Origin of the sequence: Paraburkholderia sediminicola, assembly GCF_902859805.1 — a bacterium.
In the GTDB taxonomy this organism is placed as follows: domain Bacteria; phylum Pseudomonadota; class Gammaproteobacteria; order Burkholderiales; family Burkholderiaceae; genus Paraburkholderia; species Paraburkholderia sediminicola.
Genome location: NZ_CADIKC010000008.1, coordinates 18,916 through 33,549, shown reverse-complemented (window position 1 = coordinate 33,549; position 14,634 = coordinate 18,916). Strand labels below are relative to the sequence as shown.

The following is a 14,634-nucleotide window of genomic DNA, read 5'->3' as shown; positions in this document are numbered from 1 at the left end:
AAGCAACCGGCAGTTCTGACCGTATGTTTTAGCGGCTCGGGATTTCGAATACCAGACAGGTCGTCGTGGCATGCGCGTAGAGCGTGCCGTCGGGGCCGACAAGGCGAGCTTCCGCCGTGGCCAGTTGCCGTCCGCAATGAATCACTTTGCCTTCGGCGCGCACGCGTTGCACGCGCGGTGCCACGGCTTTCACGTAATTCACGCTGAGCTCGGCGGTGGTGTAGCCGCGGCCCGGCGCCATCATCGTATGCACCGAGCAGCCTAGCGCGGAATCGAGCAAGGTGGCGATCCAGCCGCCGTGCACGGTGCCCAGTGGATTCAGATGCCGCTCGAGCGGGGTGCCCTGAAATACCGCTTGCCCGGCACTGACTTCGACGATCGTAAAGTCGAGCGTGCGCGCAATCGCGGCGTAGGGCAGCTCTGCGTTCATCATCGCCTGCATGACTTCCAGGCCGGTCTTGCCCGCCACCTGTTCGGGGCTTGCGACGCCGGGGCCCGGGCCCGCGTTAAGCATCGCCAATACTTCCTGCTCGCGTGCGAGCCAGCGTTCCAGCTGTTGTTCGTTCGTCAATCCGTGTCTCCAGTCCTGAGGGAAGCGTGCTTCGTAATCGATGCATCGTCATCGATTAGAGCATCAAACCGCTTCAGGGCGCTGGAGGGCTACCTCTGGATTGCCGGCACGCGGCAGAGCCCGTGCCGTTCACCATCGGACCCGGATTGCAGCTGCGTGCCCCTGCGTTACTTCCTGATACGCGATGCAACCACGCGCTGCACTTTGGTCGCTCGCGCGGACAGCGCGCTCATCAGAAGCGCAATCGATACCAACCCGACCAGATACACACCGGCCATCACCCAATCCTGATCTGCCATCATCGTTCTCCTTCAATTGCCAACATTCATTGCCAACATTCCCGCCGCGAAAACCCAACATTGCGCCGTGCTATTGATCTCGATTACGGCACGCGCAGCGAAAATCTTGATGGAACGAATCAGCCTTTAAAACGGTGCACGATCGAGCGATATCGACCCCATGTCGAATCTTTGTCTCGCGATCTTCAATAAGCGTTTAAAATCCAGCCCCTTGTCGAGCGCGGTGGTCCTCATCAGCACGCCAAGCCAATCGGCAATATCGACCGTTTTATCGGCCATATTGCGCAGCCAAGCGCTCCGTCACGCCGCGAAGCGCGTTCAGTTTCAACGACCGGCCCTGGTTAAAACCCGACGAATTCACTGACATTGGCTGACACTGTCAACCTTTTCAACACTTTGCCGTTATCCATTTGTAATCGCCGAAGTAAGGCGACGCCGTGACAGACGACCCGTCGCCACGACAGCTCTACGAAGGTCCGCATTGACCATGTTCCACCGATATAACTACAAATTCGACCAGCCAGGCGCGATGTTCGACCGTATATCGAAGACGCTTGGCAAGCGGAGCATCCTCTCGCCCTTGCTCGCACTCGTTATTTGCGGGCTGTTGCTGCTCGTCTTGCAACATCTTTCACAAGCGGTCGACTATCGCTCGATCATGCGCCAGCTGCGTCATCTGACGGCCGGCGAGTGGGCCGCGGCGCTCGGCGCGACCACGCTCAGCTATATCGCGCTGGTCGGCCGCGATGCAGTCGGCTTGCGTTATCTGGGCGCGGTGGTGCCGCGCGCGGCGCTGTGGATCGGCGCGACCGCGGGCTCCGCGCTGGGCAATGCGACCGGCTTCGGCGCGTTGACGGGCGGCGCCGTGCGCGTGCGCGTCTACGGGGTGTCGAACGTCACGGCCGCACAGATCGGCCGCATGACCGTGTTCACGAGCGTGTCGCTGGCGCTCGCGCTGGTGCTGATGACGGCGCTCGGCATGGTGTGCCTCGCCGCCCCGCTCGCGACGATGCTGCATCTGCCGCCGCTCACGCTGCGCTGGAGCGGCGCGGCGCTGCTGGTCGTGCTCGGACTCGGGGCCGCGGCCTGCCGCCGCGACACGCGCCCGATTCGCACGCGCTGGCAGTGGCTGTCGTTCGATATCCCGGCGCGTCGCGATCTGCTTGCGCAAGTGGCGCTTGCCGTACTCGACGTGGTGGCCGCGGGCCTCGCGCTGTGGGCGCTGCTGCCGCATGCGGACGTCAGCTTCGTGACTTTCATCACCGTCTATGCCGCCGCAATGCTGCTCGGCATGATCGGCCACACGCCCGGCGGTGTCGGCGTGTTCGAAGCCGCGATGGTGTTCACGCTGAACGGCAGCGTGCAAACGCATCAGATGGTTGCGGCGCTGCTCGCTTATCGCGCGATTTACTTCGGTGTGCCGCTGATCGTCTCGGCCGCTTTGCTCGCCGGTTTCGAAGGCCGTGCGCTGAAAAGCCGTCTGCCGCTGCGGCATGCGGCAGGTGCGTACAAACTCGCGCCGCTGTTCCTGAGCCTTGTGACTTTTGTCGTGGGCGGCATGCTGGTGATTTCCAGCGCGACCCCCGCGTTCTGGCAGCGCATCCGGATTCTGCGCGACGTGCTGCCGCTGTGGGTGCTCGAAAGCTCGCAAATGCTGTGCAGCGTGCTCGGCGTGTTGCTGTTGTTCGTCGCGCGGGGTTTGCTACGGCGTCTGGACGCCGCGTGGTGGATGACCTTGCTGCTGGCGGTGCTGAGCCTCGCGCTTTCGCTCACCAAAGGTCTCGCCTTCGTGGAAGCGAGCGTGCTTGGCATGCTGATCGCGTTGCTGTTGTCCACGCGCCGCCGTTTCAACCGTCATTCGTCGCTGTTTGCGGAGCGCTTTACGGCGGGCTGGCTGGTGTCGGTGGCGATGGTGCTCGCGCTTGCCGTATGGGTGATGCTGTTTGCGTTCCGCGACGTGCCGTACACGCGCGACCTGTGGTGGCAATTCGCTTTCGACGAACGGGCGCCGCGCGCGCTACGCGCGACCCTGGCCGCGAGCCTGTTTGCCGCCACGTTCTCGTTCTGGCAGTTGCTGCGCCCCGCGGCGGGCCGCTTCGTCATGCCCGCGCCGCAGGATCTGCAGGACGCGGCGCGCATTGTGCGCGCCCAGGAGCGCAGCGACGCCGGCCTCGCGCTGATGGGCGACAAGAGCTTCCTCTTTTCCGAATCGCGCGAAGCCTTCCTGATGTACGCAAAAAATGGCCGCACGTGGGCCGCGCTTCACGATCCGGTTGGGCCGCGCGAGGAGTGGGCTGGCCTGATCAGCAAGTTCGTCGCGCTCGCACATGCGCACGGCGGCCGCGCCGCGTTTTATCAGGTACGCGCCAATGCCTTGCCGCTCTATCTCGACGCCGGCCTCACGCTGATGAAGCTCGGCGAAGAAGCCCACGTGGTGCTCGACGATTTCGACCTGAAGGGCTCGCATCGCGCGCATCTGCGCTACGCGCTCAAGCGCGGCGAACGTGACGGCTTTGCCGTCGAAGTGATCGATCAGGCCGATGTGCCTGCGTCGCTCGAAACGCTGCGCGAGATTTCAGACGGCTGGCTCGATAGCCGCGACGCGCGCGAAAAGAGCTTTTCGGTCGCCGCGTTTACCGACGAATATCTCGCCGCGCAATCCGTGATGCTGGTGCGCCAGAACGGCGAGCCGGCGGCTTTCGTGACCTTCATGACGACGGATATGAACACGGAAGCGACGGTCGGCGTGATGCGGCACGTGGAAAGCGCGTCGCCGTATGCGATGGAATATCTGTTCACCCAACTGGCGCTGCATCTGAAGCAGGCGGGGTTCCGCTCGCTCAGTCTCGGCATCGCGCCGCTCTCCGGCATGCAGCCGACACCGCTCGCGTCGCGCTGGCATCGGCTGGCGGGAATCGTGTGGCGCTTCGGCGGCCGCTTCTATAACTTCCGCGGACTGCGTGCTTTCAAGAGCAAGTTCCAGCCGCATTGGGAGCCGCGCTATCTCGCGGCGTCAGGTTCGATGGGGGTGTTCTTCACGCTCGCTGACCTGTCATTGCTGGCAGGAGGCCGGCGTTCATGACATTGCATCCGTTTTTCAGGCTCGCCGCAGCGGCGAGCCTTGTTGTTTGCAGCGCGACTGCCTTTGCCGCAACCACCACCGTGTCCGGCGGCCGTTATGGCGACGTGACGGTGACGCAGCCGGCCGGCCCCATGCGCGGGTTCGTGGTGCTTTACTCCGCAGCTAGCGGCTGGAGTGCGGCCGACCAGCAAACCGCCGATGCGCTGGCCAAGGCCGGGGCGTTGACTGTCGGCGTGGATACTGCGCGCTATGCGGCCAATCTGAGCGCGAAAAAGGAAGCCTGCCATCAACTGGTGGGCGACGCCGAAGCTTTGAGCCATCAACTCGAACGACAATCGCAATCGAGCCGCTATTTCGCGCCGATCGTCGCGGGTACGGGGCAGGGCGCGACGCTGGCGATGCATGTGCTCGAACAGGCGCCGTCGAATACGGTTGCCGGGGCGGTCTCGGTGGATGCAGAGCGCACGCTGGATTCGCGCTTCCAGCCGTGCCCGCCGGACCCGACGATCATCCGCGACAAGGTGCCGGGCTTCGTCGAAAAGGCGACCCCTGGCAACGGCGATCGCACGCGGCTGGTTGCGATGGTCACGCCGCATTTGCAGACAGCGTCGACGAACGATGACGACGTGTCCGATCTGCCGCTGATCGAATTGCCCGCTGCGCATCCGAACGGCCTCATGGCGATCGTGATTTCCGGCGATGGCGGCTGGCGCGATCTCGACAAGACCATCTCGCTCGCCCTGCAGAAAGACGGCGTTTCGGTGATCGGTATCGACAGCCTGCGTTATTTCTGGAGCGAAAAGACCCCGGCGCAGACAAGCCGAGATCTCGCGCGCGTAATGCAAACCTACGGCGCGCGCTGGCATGCGGAGCATATTGCACTCGTCGGTTATTCGTTCGGCGCCGACGTGATGCCGTTCGCCTATAACCGCCTGCCCGAAGCACTGCGCGCGAAAGTGTCGCTGATTGCGCTGCTCGGTTTCGCGCCCGACGCCGATTTCCAGATCCGTGTTGGCGGCTGGCTCGGTATGCCGGCGAGCGATAAAGCCTTGAAGGTACAGCCGGAATTCGCACGCGTACCGCCCACGATCGTGCAGTGCTTCTACGGTGAAGACGAGAAGGACACGTTGTGTCCTACGCTCGCCAACACCGGCGTCGAGGTGATTCGTACCTCGGGCGACCATCACTTCGGTCGCGACTACAACGCGCTGGAGCGACGCATTCTGGACGCCTTCCGCAAGCAAAGCGGCGTGCGTGATTAAGGGATGTTGCGCGACGTGGCCGCCTTCATGCGGCTCTGCGGCGCTGAGGCGACGCTGCCCGATGTAGCGAGCAGGGATTGACAAAGCCCGTCAAGTCAACGAAGATCGAACGCATGAACTGCCTCGACATCCGTATTGCGCTGATTATTAGCACCATTCATCGAATGGTGGGTTAGCGCGCGTCTGATACGCAGTGACAAAAACCCGCCCCACGAGGCGGGTTTTTTTATGTCCGCTTTCTGCCTGCCTCCTGGTGATCTCTTTGATGATTTGTCCTTGCCGCACAGGAGCTTGCCTTGCCGTTACACGAACTCAATCAGGTTACCGAAGCCGCTGATAGCGTAGCCTTGCGCCACGACTACCTGAAAAAAACCCTGACCGCGCGCGTCTACGACGTGGCCCGCGAGACCGAACTCGAACGCGCGCCGAATCTGTCGGCACGGCTGCGGAATCCGGTTTATCTGAAGCGGGAAGACAACCAGCCGGTGTTCTCGTTCAAGGTGCGCGGCGCGTACAACAAGATGGCGCATATTCCGGCGGACGCGCTGGAGCGTGGCGTGATTACCGCGTCGGCGGGCAATCATGCGCAGGGCGTGGCGTTGTCGGCGGCCCGCATGGGCGTGAAGGCGATCATCGTGGTGCCGGTGACGACCCCGCAGGTAAAGGTCGATGCGGTACGCGCACATGGCGGCGCGACTGTCGAAGTCGTGCAGTTCGGCGAGTCCTATAGCGATGCGTACGGACATGCAGTGAAACTGCAGGAAGAACGCGGCCTGACGTTTGTCCATCCGTTCGACGATCCGTACGTGATCGCCGGCCAGGGCACGGTCGCAATGGAGATTCTCAGCCAGCATCAGGGCCCGATTCACGCGATCTTCGTGCCGATCGGCGGCGGGGGTTTGGCGGCAGGCGTGGCCGCGTACGTGAAATCGGTGCGCCCGGAGATCAAGGTGATCGGCGTACAGACCGATGACTCGTGCGCGATGGCCGCGTCGCTGAAAGCAGGCGAACGGGTCACATTGAACGAAGTCGGCCTGTTCTCGGACGGCACGGCAGTCAAGCTGGTCGGCGAGGAAACCTTCCGCCTGTGCAGCGAATATCTCGACGACGTGCTGCTCGTGAACACCGATGCGCTGTGCGCCGCGATCAAGGACGTGTTCCAGGACACCCGCAGCGTGCTGGAACCGGCCGGCGCACTGGCCGTGGCCGGCGCCAAACAGTATGCCGAGCGCGAAGGCATCGAGGACCAGACGCTGATTGCGATTACGTCCGGCGCGAACATGAACTTCGACCGCATGCGTTTCGTGGCGGAGCGTGCCGAGGTGGGTGAAGCACGCGAAGCGGTTTTCGCCGTGACGATTCCGGAAGAGCGCGGCAGTTTCCGCCGGTTCTGCGAACTGGTGGGCACGCGCAGCGTCACCGAGTTCAACTACCGCATTGCGGACGCGAATTCAGCCCATATCTTCGTCGGCGTGCAGATCCGCAATCGCAGCGAATCGGCACAGATCGCGGGCGCCTTTGAAGCGCATAGTTTTGCCACCGTCGATCTGACTTTCGATGAACTGTCGAAGCAGCACATCCGCTATATGGTCGGCGGACGCTCGCCTTTGGCGCATGACGAACGTCTGTTCCGTTTCGAGTTTCCGGAGCGTCCGGGTGCGCTGATGAAGTTTTTGTCGTCGATGGCGCCGAACTGGAATATCAGCCTGTTCCACTATCGCAACCAGGGCGCGGACTACAGTTCGATTCTGGTCGGCATTCAGGTACCGGAGAGCGAGAACAGCGAGTTCGATCACTTTCTCACGACACTCGGCTATCCGTACTGGGAAGAGACGCAGAATCCCGTGTACCGCCTGTTCCTCGCGTAACAGCGTGAACAGCAGCGTGGCAGGAGACGGCGCCTGGCAAAAAACAACAGGCGCCGCTGCTCCGCTTACGAGCGCGCGTGCTTACCCTGCCAGACTTTGCCGAAATGCACGGACATATACACGCCTAACACCAGCGCGCCTGCGAACACCGCGAGGCAGTTTGCATTCACACCGATCGTGACAGGCTGCCGCGTGAGCAGATAGAGGCCGGCCAGCAGATTGAAATATCCCCACAGCACATTGACCAACGGCGACGAATCGCCGACACCCCGCGGTTTCGCGAAAGGTGTCGGAAACGGCTCGCCGCGCAGGCCGCTAGCGAGGTGCGGGACGCTATTGCACAGAAACGCGCCGGAGAAAAACAGGGCGAGATAGCTCATGGAATGGTTTGTCTGGTTAGCGAAAATGTGATCGGGTGGCAAGGGTTGTGTCGCAGTTATGCGAGGATATCCTCGCAAAAGATAGTAGAGGATGCCCTCGCATATGTCAAACTCGACCAGGCCGGACTGCGGACTGCAAACAACGACGGGCGCGTGGTGCTGCGCCAGTAGCCTTGGCCGCCTCCAGCCGCGGGGTTAACATGCACGCTGGAATCGACATCACGATGCGAAGCCAGGCTCGCAAGAAAACAGCAGTTAAAACTCTCTGATATGGCAACGACACTTTCCAGCAGCGCGCAGGAGCCGAAACGACAACGGGGGCATCTTCGGGTCGCAGCAATCATGGAAGCGGGCGTAGCGGTGTTTACCGAGAAGGGCTACGACGCAGCCACCATGACCGAGATCGCCGCGCGCTCGAACACCGCGATTGGCTCGCTGTACCGGTTTTTCCCGTCCAAAGAATCGTTGGCGGATGCGCTGCTTTCGCGCTATGTCGAGGACACGACGAGCAGCTTTGCCGCGCTCGCCGATCAGGCGTCGGCAATGACGCCAGGTCAGCTCGCCGATGCCTTCGTCGATTTCATGCTGTCGCTGCAATCGCAACGCAGTCTGGCTGTTGCGCTTGTCGATGCGCGCGGTGGCAGCGACGAGCGGCGCGCGCGTTTTCGCGAAACGATGCGCGGCAGCATCGCCACGATTTTGCGTAACGCGATTCCGCATCTGACGAAGGCGCAGTCCGAGACGAAGGCGGTGGTGCTTCTGCATGTGCTCAAAGCAGTCGCCGGGGCGAACGACGAGAAGCCCGCCGTGCGCCGGAGGTTGCTTGCCGAGATCAGGAAATTGGCCAGGGTTTACCTCGAGGCCGCGCACAGCGACGTCGACGATCGGCTATCGGTCGAGTAAGCGCAAGCGCCGTCTGGGCAACGGGATGGCGCATTGAGCTGTGTCCGGTTCGCTCGAAGGCGCGCCTTCTTTATCTCAAAACTAAATACTGCATATCCTCCATATCGCGTTGCGCGATACAGCGCATGATCGTCAAACTGCGTGCATATCAAACGCCGCATTCAGGAGACAACTCATGCGCACCCAAGTTGGCATCATCGGTGCCGGGCCTGCAGGCCTGCTTCTTTCCCATCTTCTTCACTTGCGCGGCATCGACTCGGTCGTGCTCGAATCGCGCACTCGCGAACAGATCGAATCCACTATCCGCGCCGGCGTCCTCGAACAGGGCACGATGGACCTGCTCACCGAGGCAGGTGTCGGCGCGCGCATGAAGGCCGAAGGGGCGCTGCACCACGGCTTTGAACTGGCTTTCGAAGGCAAGCGGCGCCGTATCGATCTGACCGGACTCACCGGCCATTCGATCACGGTCTACGCGCAGCACGAAGTCATCAAGGATCTGGTCGCCGCGCGCCTCGCTGCGGACGGGGCCTTGCGTTTCGGCGTGACGGAGACGTCGCTGCACGGTATCGATACCAATCAGCCGTCGATCCGCTATCGCCACGAAGGTGAAGCGTGCGAATTGCAATGCGACTTCGTGATCGGCTGCGACGGCTCGCAAGGTGTGTCGCGTGCATCGATTCCGCAGGCACTGCGCAAAGATTTCGAGCGCGTCTATCCGTTCGGCTGGTTCGGCATTCTGTGCGAAGGGCCGCCGTCGTCGGAAGAATTGATCTACGCGCGGCACGATCGCGGTTTTGCGCTGGTCAGCACGCGCTCGGCGAACGTGCAGCGCATGTATTTCCAGTGTGATCCCAAGGATTCCGTCGACAACTGGTCCGACGATCGCATCTGGGCCGAGCTGCACGCGCGCGTCGATTCACACGACGGCCAGCACATCGTGGACGGCAAGATCTTCCAGAAGAATATTGTCGGCATGCGCAGTTTCGTGTCGGCGACGATGCAGCATGGCCGGCTCTTTCTCGCCGGCGACGCCGCGCATATCGTGCCGCCCACCGGCGCGAAGGGCATGAACCTCGCCGTTGCCGACGTGCGTGTGTTGACCCAGGCGCTGAACGCGTTCTACGTCGAAAATCGCACCGATCTGCTCGACGGTTACAGTGCAACCGCGCTCAAGCGTATCTGGCGCGCAGAGCATTTCTCGTACTGGATGACGAGCATGATGCACCGCATTGAAGGCGCATCGCCGTTCGAACAGCAGTTGCAGGTGGCCGAACTCGAATACGTGACCACGTCGCGTGCGGCCGCTACCGCGATGGCGGAGAACTATGTGGGCATCGCCGCCGTATAAGCGTGACGGCGATCTGCGCGCGCAACTTTGTGTCGTCAGCGTTTATAGAATGCGCGCGGGAAATTTTCGCTGAGGCGACGCCCGGCGGAACACGCGCATTCCGGCAAACCCTTGACGGGCGGGCTTTCGCGATTGTCGTCTCAAAAGCAACACTGAATTCAGGAATGGAGGATTTATCCGCGCCTGATGGACCCCTAGACTGCCTCCACCGACTGCACGATATGTGACATCTGCAGCGCGTAAAAGACATTCTCTAGAGGTGGTTTCATGAAATCGCTCATCAAAGCTGTTGCTATTGCCGTTGTTCTTGGCGCCCCGATCGCTTCGTTTGCGCAATCGAATCAGCCGGCCCCGCAAGACGCGCAGGGCGCGCAAGCGCAAGTTTCCACGCAGCAGGGCACAACTCAAGCCGATACCAGCGGTTATGGTTCGGCCAGTCGTGGGACGTGGCAAGCAGGTCATGGCAATGACATGTCGGTAAGCTCCTATTCGCCGCCGATCTATAACGCGCGTTAAGAGCTCAACGACAGAGCTCAACGATAGGGCACAACAGAACACGCGGATCATTGCTGCGCAGTTCGGCTTGTCGAATATCTGCGGGTTGGAAGCAAGATGGAAACAAGAGGCCGGTCATCGGGACAAGTCCGATGACCGGCCTTTTTTCGTGTCCGGCACGTGCGGTCACACGCGGTTACGGCGTGCGCAACAAGGTCATCTCGTTGCGCAGCAGGGCGTGAAGGTCGTCGTCGGTGGGCCGCGTACCCCAGTGCCCCGCTCCGGCTACCGATGCAATCGCAATCCACGAATGAGGGGGAAACCATTCGCGGAGCACGGCGCCGTCCTGACGCAAACACAATTGGCCGGTTTGTTCGCTGTATTCGGCGGAGATAAGCGTTCCGTCGATTTGTGCGCTTACACGCCGTGGATCATTGCGTAGCAAATCGTCGCTCCTAAAAAAGGTGTGGCGCGAATGCCTGCGCAGGCCGGTGTCAGTGACGCTGCTCCGGCCCATGCATTAGTGGTCGCCCCGGCCGTGGTCGTCGCCATGGCCGTGCCAATCGCCATGGTCGCCGTCGTGGCCGTGCCAGTCGCCGTGCGGTCCATCGCGATAGCCGCGCGCGTCATGCCACTCGCGCTCGTGATGGCGTTCTTCCCACTCGCGTCGTTCCCAGTAGCGGTGACCGTCGTAATAGCGCTCGCCGTACCAGCCCGGACTCACTACCACCACCGGCGGAGCGGGTGCGTAGACAGGCGGAGGCGGCTCATAGACTGGAGCAGGCGCATAGGCCACGCCCGGAATGCCGATGTTCACGCCGACGTCGACGTGCGCCAACGCGACAGAAGATGCACCGATCCCCAGACCTGCAACGATCGCCATGGACAGCCAGCGGTTTCGTGAATTGCTCATGTTTTATTCTCGGGTTTTACGATTGAGAGTGGAGTGCGCCGCGCGGGCAGCGCTTAGTACTTAGTAATGGTCGTGATCGTGGTAGTGGTCATGGTCGTGATAGCCGCCCTCTGGTACGACGATGCAACCGCCCAATACACTCCCGAGGGTGACAGCCAACAGCACCAGCGCGAAAATTCGTTTCATGACGTTGCCTTCCCTTTTGCGTTTGATCGAACTCTACTGAGCGTCTGGATTACCGGTGTGTTCGTGTGTAACAGGACGTGTCGATTCATTCGCGTGCCGGCCACGCGTGTGACACGGTGTGGGGACGCGTTGCAGCGCTGCGATTAGTCGTTCTGCTAGCGGGAAATTGATGGGCAACCCGTTGAGCGCGCTATGAAAACCGTCGGGCCTTCACGCATCCGCGATGCTCGGGCAGGTTGAAACACATGCATATGAACAACTGACGCGGGCAGAGCGTAGCAACGCCGCACGCGTATGCCTGACGGATACATTCAGTTGCAGACTAGGGATGGAGTTGACGCGATGTGTTGTGATTTACACTTTTTATGTGGTCGCTGACGCGTTGCGGCCTCATACGCGTGAAGAAAATCGTCATACACGGCATCAGCTTTTCTTAAGGTTTGATCCGTAGCATCCTGCTTAAGTACGCCCACAACGTGTGTATCCTCGGCGCAAATAAGCTTTCTCCATCCAACGGCTTCACTGCCAATAACACATTCTCATGACCATGCGAACGGACCCGGCTAGTTTCTCGCGCTATGCATCAGGCTATGACGGTGTAGCCAGGTTTCTTCACTGGCTGGTGGTTTTATTGATCGCCGCGCAGTTCGTGATCGGTTGGACGATGCCGGATATTCATAAAGGCACGCGGCCCGATGGTTTGATCGCGTGGCATCTCGGCGTGGGTGCAACGCTGATTACCGCCGTGGTGGTGAGAATCGTCTGGCGTCTCACGCACACGCCAGCGCCTGCATCGCTGTCACCTTTCTTCCGTGTCGTTTCGCACATCACACACGGTCTTCTTTATCTCGCGCTGGTGGCTGTGCCTCTGCTGGGATGGGCCAACGCGTCTTCGCGTGGATGGTCCGTCAAGCTGCTCGGTGTGCTGCCGTATCCCAGCATCTCGGCAGTAGGCTCGCCAGTGGGACATGAAATGGGCGACATTCATGGCTATCTGGCCTGGGTGTTGTTCGCGCTAATTGCACTGCATATCGTGGCGGCGCTGTTTCATCGTTTCGTGCTCAAGGATCAGACATTGCAGCGGATGCTGCCGTGATTCGTTAGTGTGCGTCAGCGGCGTGTTGTTCGCGTGTTGTTCGTATTTGAGCCGCGTTCTGTCCGCGGCTAGCTGGACCCCCCGATATCCCTCCCGATGCCTGGATCGTGGCTATTCCGACGTCATTGCATCGGCGCGCGATCGCACTCCCGAGTGCGTGATAAGCACATAAAAAACAAGTCTTTTACGCGCGCCGCTAACACTGGTTAGATCAGTGGACCGACTGTCTGTCAGTCATTCAGGTCCAACCGCATCTCTTGCCGGTCAGCCATGAGCACAATTACCGAAGCATTCAACCAGGATTCCGTGGGGCGGCCATCCGTCGTGCGCTCCGCAAGGCCGCCTTCTGCAGCGCTTTCCGTACGCCCGCCGCCTGCGTGGCCCGCACCGTTGTTCTCATCGCGGCGTGACGGCCGCTCGCTCGACGTAAGCGTTCGTGCCGCAATTCACGCGGCTTTCACCGCGAACGCGTGCCTGAAAAGTTGGCCCGCGCACGCAATCGACGCGTTATGCGACGCCGGCCAATTGCGCACCTGGACCAACGGCGAGTTGATCTTCGCGCGCGATGAAGCGTGCGACGACATCCAGGTCGTCCTCTCCGGCGCGATCGAAATGAGCTGGACCAACTCGGCCGGCGTGCGCGCGGTTGCGGTGTACATGTGGCCGAACGAAGTCATCAACTTCATTCCGGTGATGGACCGGCGCGGCTCGATGCACGACCAGCGCGCGCACGGCTCGACGACACTGTTCCACATTCCCGGCAGCGCACTATTCGAACTGTTCGCTCGCGAGCCCGCGTTGTTGCGCAACGTGCTCGATCTGATCTGCCTGCGAAGCCGGGCGCTGCATAGCCGGATGGGCAAGACGGCGTTGGCCGGATTCCGCGCGCGCCTCGCGGATCAGTTACTTGGGCTTGCCGAATGGCACGGCAAGAAAACGGAGCGGGGCGTGGAGTTGACGATCAAGCTCTCGCAGGAGGACCTCGCCGCGTTATTGGCTGCTTCCCGGCAAAGCATCAATAAGGAACTGCGTTGGCTGGTGCAGCAGGGCATCGTGGACGTGCGCTATAGCCGGATCACCGTGATCGATATGGACGCGTTGCGGGAAGTAAGCGACGTCGCGTGAGAAAACTGATAACGATATAAAAAGCGCTTCTATCAAGTGTCCAAAGCGCGATAGATTCGCGGCGCTCACCCTGCCGATAATGGTTTATCGATTCAGCAGGCCGAACCACTCAAGTGTTGATTCAACCGGTGCGCTGACCTGTCTCGTCCTTAAACCCAGGAGTTGCATCGCATGTCGAATCTCAGTCTCGCGACGTCCAACGCGTTGGACATTCATCCCGTCACCGGCCGCATTGGCGCGGAAATTCGTGGCGTGCGCCTGTCGGGACAGCTTGAATCGACAACGGTCGAAGCGATTCGCGCTGCGCTGGTACGTCACAAGGTGATCTTTTTCCGCGGCCAGGCGCATCTGGAGGATGCCGATCAGGAAGCCTTCGCCAGGCTGCTTGGCGAACCGGTCTCGCATCCCACGGTGCCGGTGGTGGATGGCACCGATTATCTGCTCGAACTCGATTCACATCGCGGCGGTCGCGCAAATTCGTGGCATACGGACGTGACTTTCGTCGATGCATATCCGCAAGCGTCGATCCTGCGCGGCGTGACGATTCCGGATGTGGGCGGCGATACCGTCTGGGCTAACACGGCCACCGCTTACGACGATCTGCCGCCGCCGCTCAAAGCGCTCGCCGAGCAATTGTGGGCCGTGCACAGCAATGAATACGACTACGCGAACTACGGCAACGTCGGCGAGCGCGGACGTGACGCCGAAGCGCTCAAACGCTATCGCGAGGTGTTCCTCTCGACACGCTATGAGACCGAGCATCCGGTCGTGCGCGTGCATCCGGAATCCGGCGAAAAGACGCTGATTCTCGGGCATTTCGTGAAGAGTTTTGTCGGCCTCACGCCGAGCGCATCGGCGCATGTGCTGGAACTGCTGCAGGCCTACGTGACGCGTCTCGAGAACATCGTGCGCTGGCGCTGGCAGACAGGTGACGTCGCGATCTGGGACAACCGCGCGACCCAGCACTACGCTGTCAACGACTACGGCGATGCTCATCGCGTGGTGCGTCGCGTGACGCTGAAGGGTGACGTGCCGGTGAGCGTCGACGGTCGCCGCAGCTTTACGCGCAGCGTCGAACCGAATCCGGCTGTGAAAGCTGCCTGAAC

16 protein-coding genes are annotated in these 14,634 nt (G+C 61.3%); 9 read left to right on the top strand and 7 right to left on the bottom strand.

Annotation, left to right across the window (positions count from 1 at the left end; translation table 11 throughout):
• Positions 1-28 precede the first annotated feature (28 nt).
• From R8871_RS25390 to R8871_RS25385, 3 genes are all read right to left on the bottom strand, one after another.
• Positions 29-514, bottom strand: coding sequence for a PaaI family thioesterase (locus R8871_RS25390; protein WP_175053219.1), 486 nt, complete (start codon positions 512-514; stop codon positions 29-31).
• A gap of 224 nt (positions 515-738) precedes the next feature.
• Entirely contained in the window at positions 739-873 is a 135-nt protein-coding gene (locus R8871_RS38760; RefSeq protein ID WP_267915510.1) for a hypothetical protein, read from the bottom strand.
• Between the two features lie 123 nt (positions 874-996).
• Complete coding sequence (locus tag R8871_RS25385) at positions 997-1,149, bottom strand: hypothetical protein (RefSeq protein ID WP_175052928.1); 153 nt, start codon at positions 1,147-1,149, stop codon at positions 997-999.
• Between the two features lie 250 nt (positions 1,150-1,399).
• Between R8871_RS25385 and mprF the strand changes: the two genes are divergently transcribed.
• The 3 genes from mprF (at position 1,400) to ilvA (ending at position 7,082) form a co-directional block, all read left to right on the top strand.
• Entirely contained in the window at positions 1,400-3,952 is a 2,553-nt protein-coding gene (gene mprF, locus R8871_RS25380; protein WP_246287751.1) for a bifunctional lysylphosphatidylglycerol flippase/synthetase MprF, read from the top strand.
• Positions 3,949-5,214, top strand: a complete 1,266-nt coding sequence (locus R8871_RS25375) for a virulence factor family protein (protein ID WP_175052926.1) — start codon at positions 3,949-3,951, stop codon at positions 5,212-5,214. Before mprF ends, R8871_RS25375 begins: the two co-directional genes overlap by 4 nt.
• A 296-nt stretch (positions 5,215-5,510) precedes the next feature.
• Positions 5,511-7,082, top strand: coding sequence for a threonine ammonia-lyase, biosynthetic (gene ilvA, locus R8871_RS25370; RefSeq protein WP_175052925.1), 1,572 nt, complete (start codon positions 5,511-5,513; stop codon positions 7,080-7,082).
• Positions 7,083-7,147: 65 nt separating this feature from the next.
• Here the strand turns inward: ilvA and R8871_RS25365 are convergent, their stop codons facing one another.
• Positions 7,148-7,462: a hypothetical protein gene (locus R8871_RS25365; protein ID WP_175052924.1), complete on the bottom strand. Its 315-nt coding sequence runs from the start codon at positions 7,460-7,462 to the stop codon at positions 7,148-7,150.
• A 342-nt stretch (positions 7,463-7,804) separates the two neighbouring features.
• Between R8871_RS25365 and R8871_RS25360 the strand changes: the two genes are divergently transcribed.
• The 3 genes from R8871_RS25360 (at position 7,805) to R8871_RS25350 (ending at position 10,229) form a co-directional block, all read left to right on the top strand.
• Positions 7,805-8,365: a TetR/AcrR family transcriptional regulator gene (locus tag R8871_RS25360; RefSeq protein WP_246287708.1), complete on the top strand. Its 561-nt coding sequence runs from the start codon at positions 7,805-7,807 to the stop codon at positions 8,363-8,365.
• Between the two features lie 175 nt (positions 8,366-8,540).
• Entirely contained in the window at positions 8,541-9,713 is a 1,173-nt protein-coding gene (locus R8871_RS25355; RefSeq protein ID WP_175052922.1) for a 4-hydroxybenzoate 3-monooxygenase, read from the top strand.
• 267 nt (positions 9,714-9,980) lie between these two features.
• Entirely contained in the window at positions 9,981-10,229 is a 249-nt protein-coding gene (locus R8871_RS25350) for a hypothetical protein (protein ID WP_175052921.1), read from the top strand.
• 175 nt (positions 10,230-10,404) lie between these two features.
• On the opposite strand, the gene R8871_RS25345 is transcribed toward R8871_RS25350, so the two are convergent.
• The 3 genes from R8871_RS25345 to R8871_RS38755 form a co-directional block, all read right to left on the bottom strand.
• On the bottom strand, positions 10,405-10,653 hold the full coding sequence (locus R8871_RS25345) for a hypothetical protein (protein ID WP_175053218.1): 249 nt from the start codon (positions 10,651-10,653) through the stop codon (positions 10,405-10,407).
• Between the two features lie 75 nt (positions 10,654-10,728).
• Positions 10,729-11,121, bottom strand: a complete 393-nt coding sequence (locus R8871_RS25340; protein ID WP_175052920.1) for a hypothetical protein — start codon at positions 11,119-11,121, stop codon at positions 10,729-10,731.
• Positions 11,122-11,181: 60 nt separating this feature from the next.
• On the bottom strand, positions 11,182-11,307 hold the full coding sequence (locus R8871_RS38755) for a hypothetical protein (protein ID WP_281370252.1): 126 nt from the start codon (positions 11,305-11,307) through the stop codon (positions 11,182-11,184).
• Positions 11,308-11,848: 541 nt separating this feature from the next.
• On the opposite strand from R8871_RS38755, the gene R8871_RS25335 reads away from it, so the two are divergent.
• From R8871_RS25335 to R8871_RS25325, 3 genes are all read left to right on the top strand, one after another.
• Positions 11,849-12,403, top strand: a complete 555-nt coding sequence (locus R8871_RS25335; protein WP_246287706.1) for a cytochrome b — start codon at positions 11,849-11,851, stop codon at positions 12,401-12,403.
• Positions 12,404-12,673: 270 nt separating this feature from the next.
• Positions 12,674-13,528, top strand: coding sequence for a Crp/Fnr family transcriptional regulator (locus R8871_RS25330; RefSeq protein WP_175052919.1), 855 nt, complete (start codon positions 12,674-12,676; stop codon positions 13,526-13,528).
• 171 nt (positions 13,529-13,699) lie between these two features.
• Complete coding sequence (locus R8871_RS25325) at positions 13,700-14,632, top strand: TauD/TfdA dioxygenase family protein (RefSeq protein WP_175052918.1); 933 nt, start codon at positions 13,700-13,702, stop codon at positions 14,630-14,632.
• Positions 14,633-14,634 lie beyond the last annotated feature (2 nt).

What these genes read in the sequence shown, in the direction of transcription:
- R8871_RS38755 (WP_281370252.1), bottom strand. Translation starts at nt 11,307, where the DNA reads ATGAAACGAATTTTCGCGCTGGTGCTGTTGGCTGTCACCCTCGGGAGT.
- R8871_RS25335 (WP_246287706.1), top strand. Translation starts at nt 11,849, where the DNA reads ATGACCATGCGAACGGACCCGGCTAGTTTCTCGCGCTATGCATCAGGC.
- R8871_RS25375 (WP_175052926.1), top strand. Translation starts at nt 3,949, where the DNA reads ATGACATTGCATCCGTTTTTCAGGCTCGCCGCAGCGGCGAGCCTTGTT.
- R8871_RS25360 (WP_246287708.1), top strand. Translation starts at nt 7,805, where the DNA reads ATGGAAGCGGGCGTAGCGGTGTTTACCGAGAAGGGCTACGACGCAGCC.
- R8871_RS38760 (WP_267915510.1), bottom strand. Translation starts at nt 873, where the DNA reads ATGATGGCAGATCAGGATTGGGTGATGGCCGGTGTGTATCTGGTCGGG.
- R8871_RS25340 (WP_175052920.1), bottom strand. Translation starts at nt 11,121, where the DNA reads ATGAGCAATTCACGAAACCGCTGGCTGTCCATGGCGATCGTTGCAGGT.
- R8871_RS25390 (WP_175053219.1), bottom strand. Translation starts at nt 514, where the DNA reads ATGCTTAACGCGGGCCCGGGCCCCGGCGTCGCAAGCCCCGAACAGGTG.
- R8871_RS25385 (WP_175052928.1), bottom strand. Translation starts at nt 1,149, where the DNA reads ATGGCCGATAAAACGGTCGATATTGCCGATTGGCTTGGCGTGCTGATG.
- R8871_RS25325 (WP_175052918.1), top strand. Translation starts at nt 13,700, where the DNA reads ATGTCGAATCTCAGTCTCGCGACGTCCAACGCGTTGGACATTCATCCC.
- R8871_RS25355 (WP_175052922.1), top strand. Translation starts at nt 8,541, where the DNA reads ATGCGCACCCAAGTTGGCATCATCGGTGCCGGGCCTGCAGGCCTGCTT.
- R8871_RS25330 (WP_175052919.1), top strand. Translation starts at nt 12,674, where the DNA reads ATGAGCACAATTACCGAAGCATTCAACCAGGATTCCGTGGGGCGGCCA.
- R8871_RS25350 (WP_175052921.1), top strand. Translation starts at nt 9,981, where the DNA reads ATGAAATCGCTCATCAAAGCTGTTGCTATTGCCGTTGTTCTTGGCGCC.
- R8871_RS25365 (WP_175052924.1), bottom strand. Translation starts at nt 7,462, where the DNA reads ATGAGCTATCTCGCCCTGTTTTTCTCCGGCGCGTTTCTGTGCAATAGC.
- mprF (WP_246287751.1), top strand. Translation starts at nt 1,400, where the DNA reads ATGTTCGACCGTATATCGAAGACGCTTGGCAAGCGGAGCATCCTCTCG.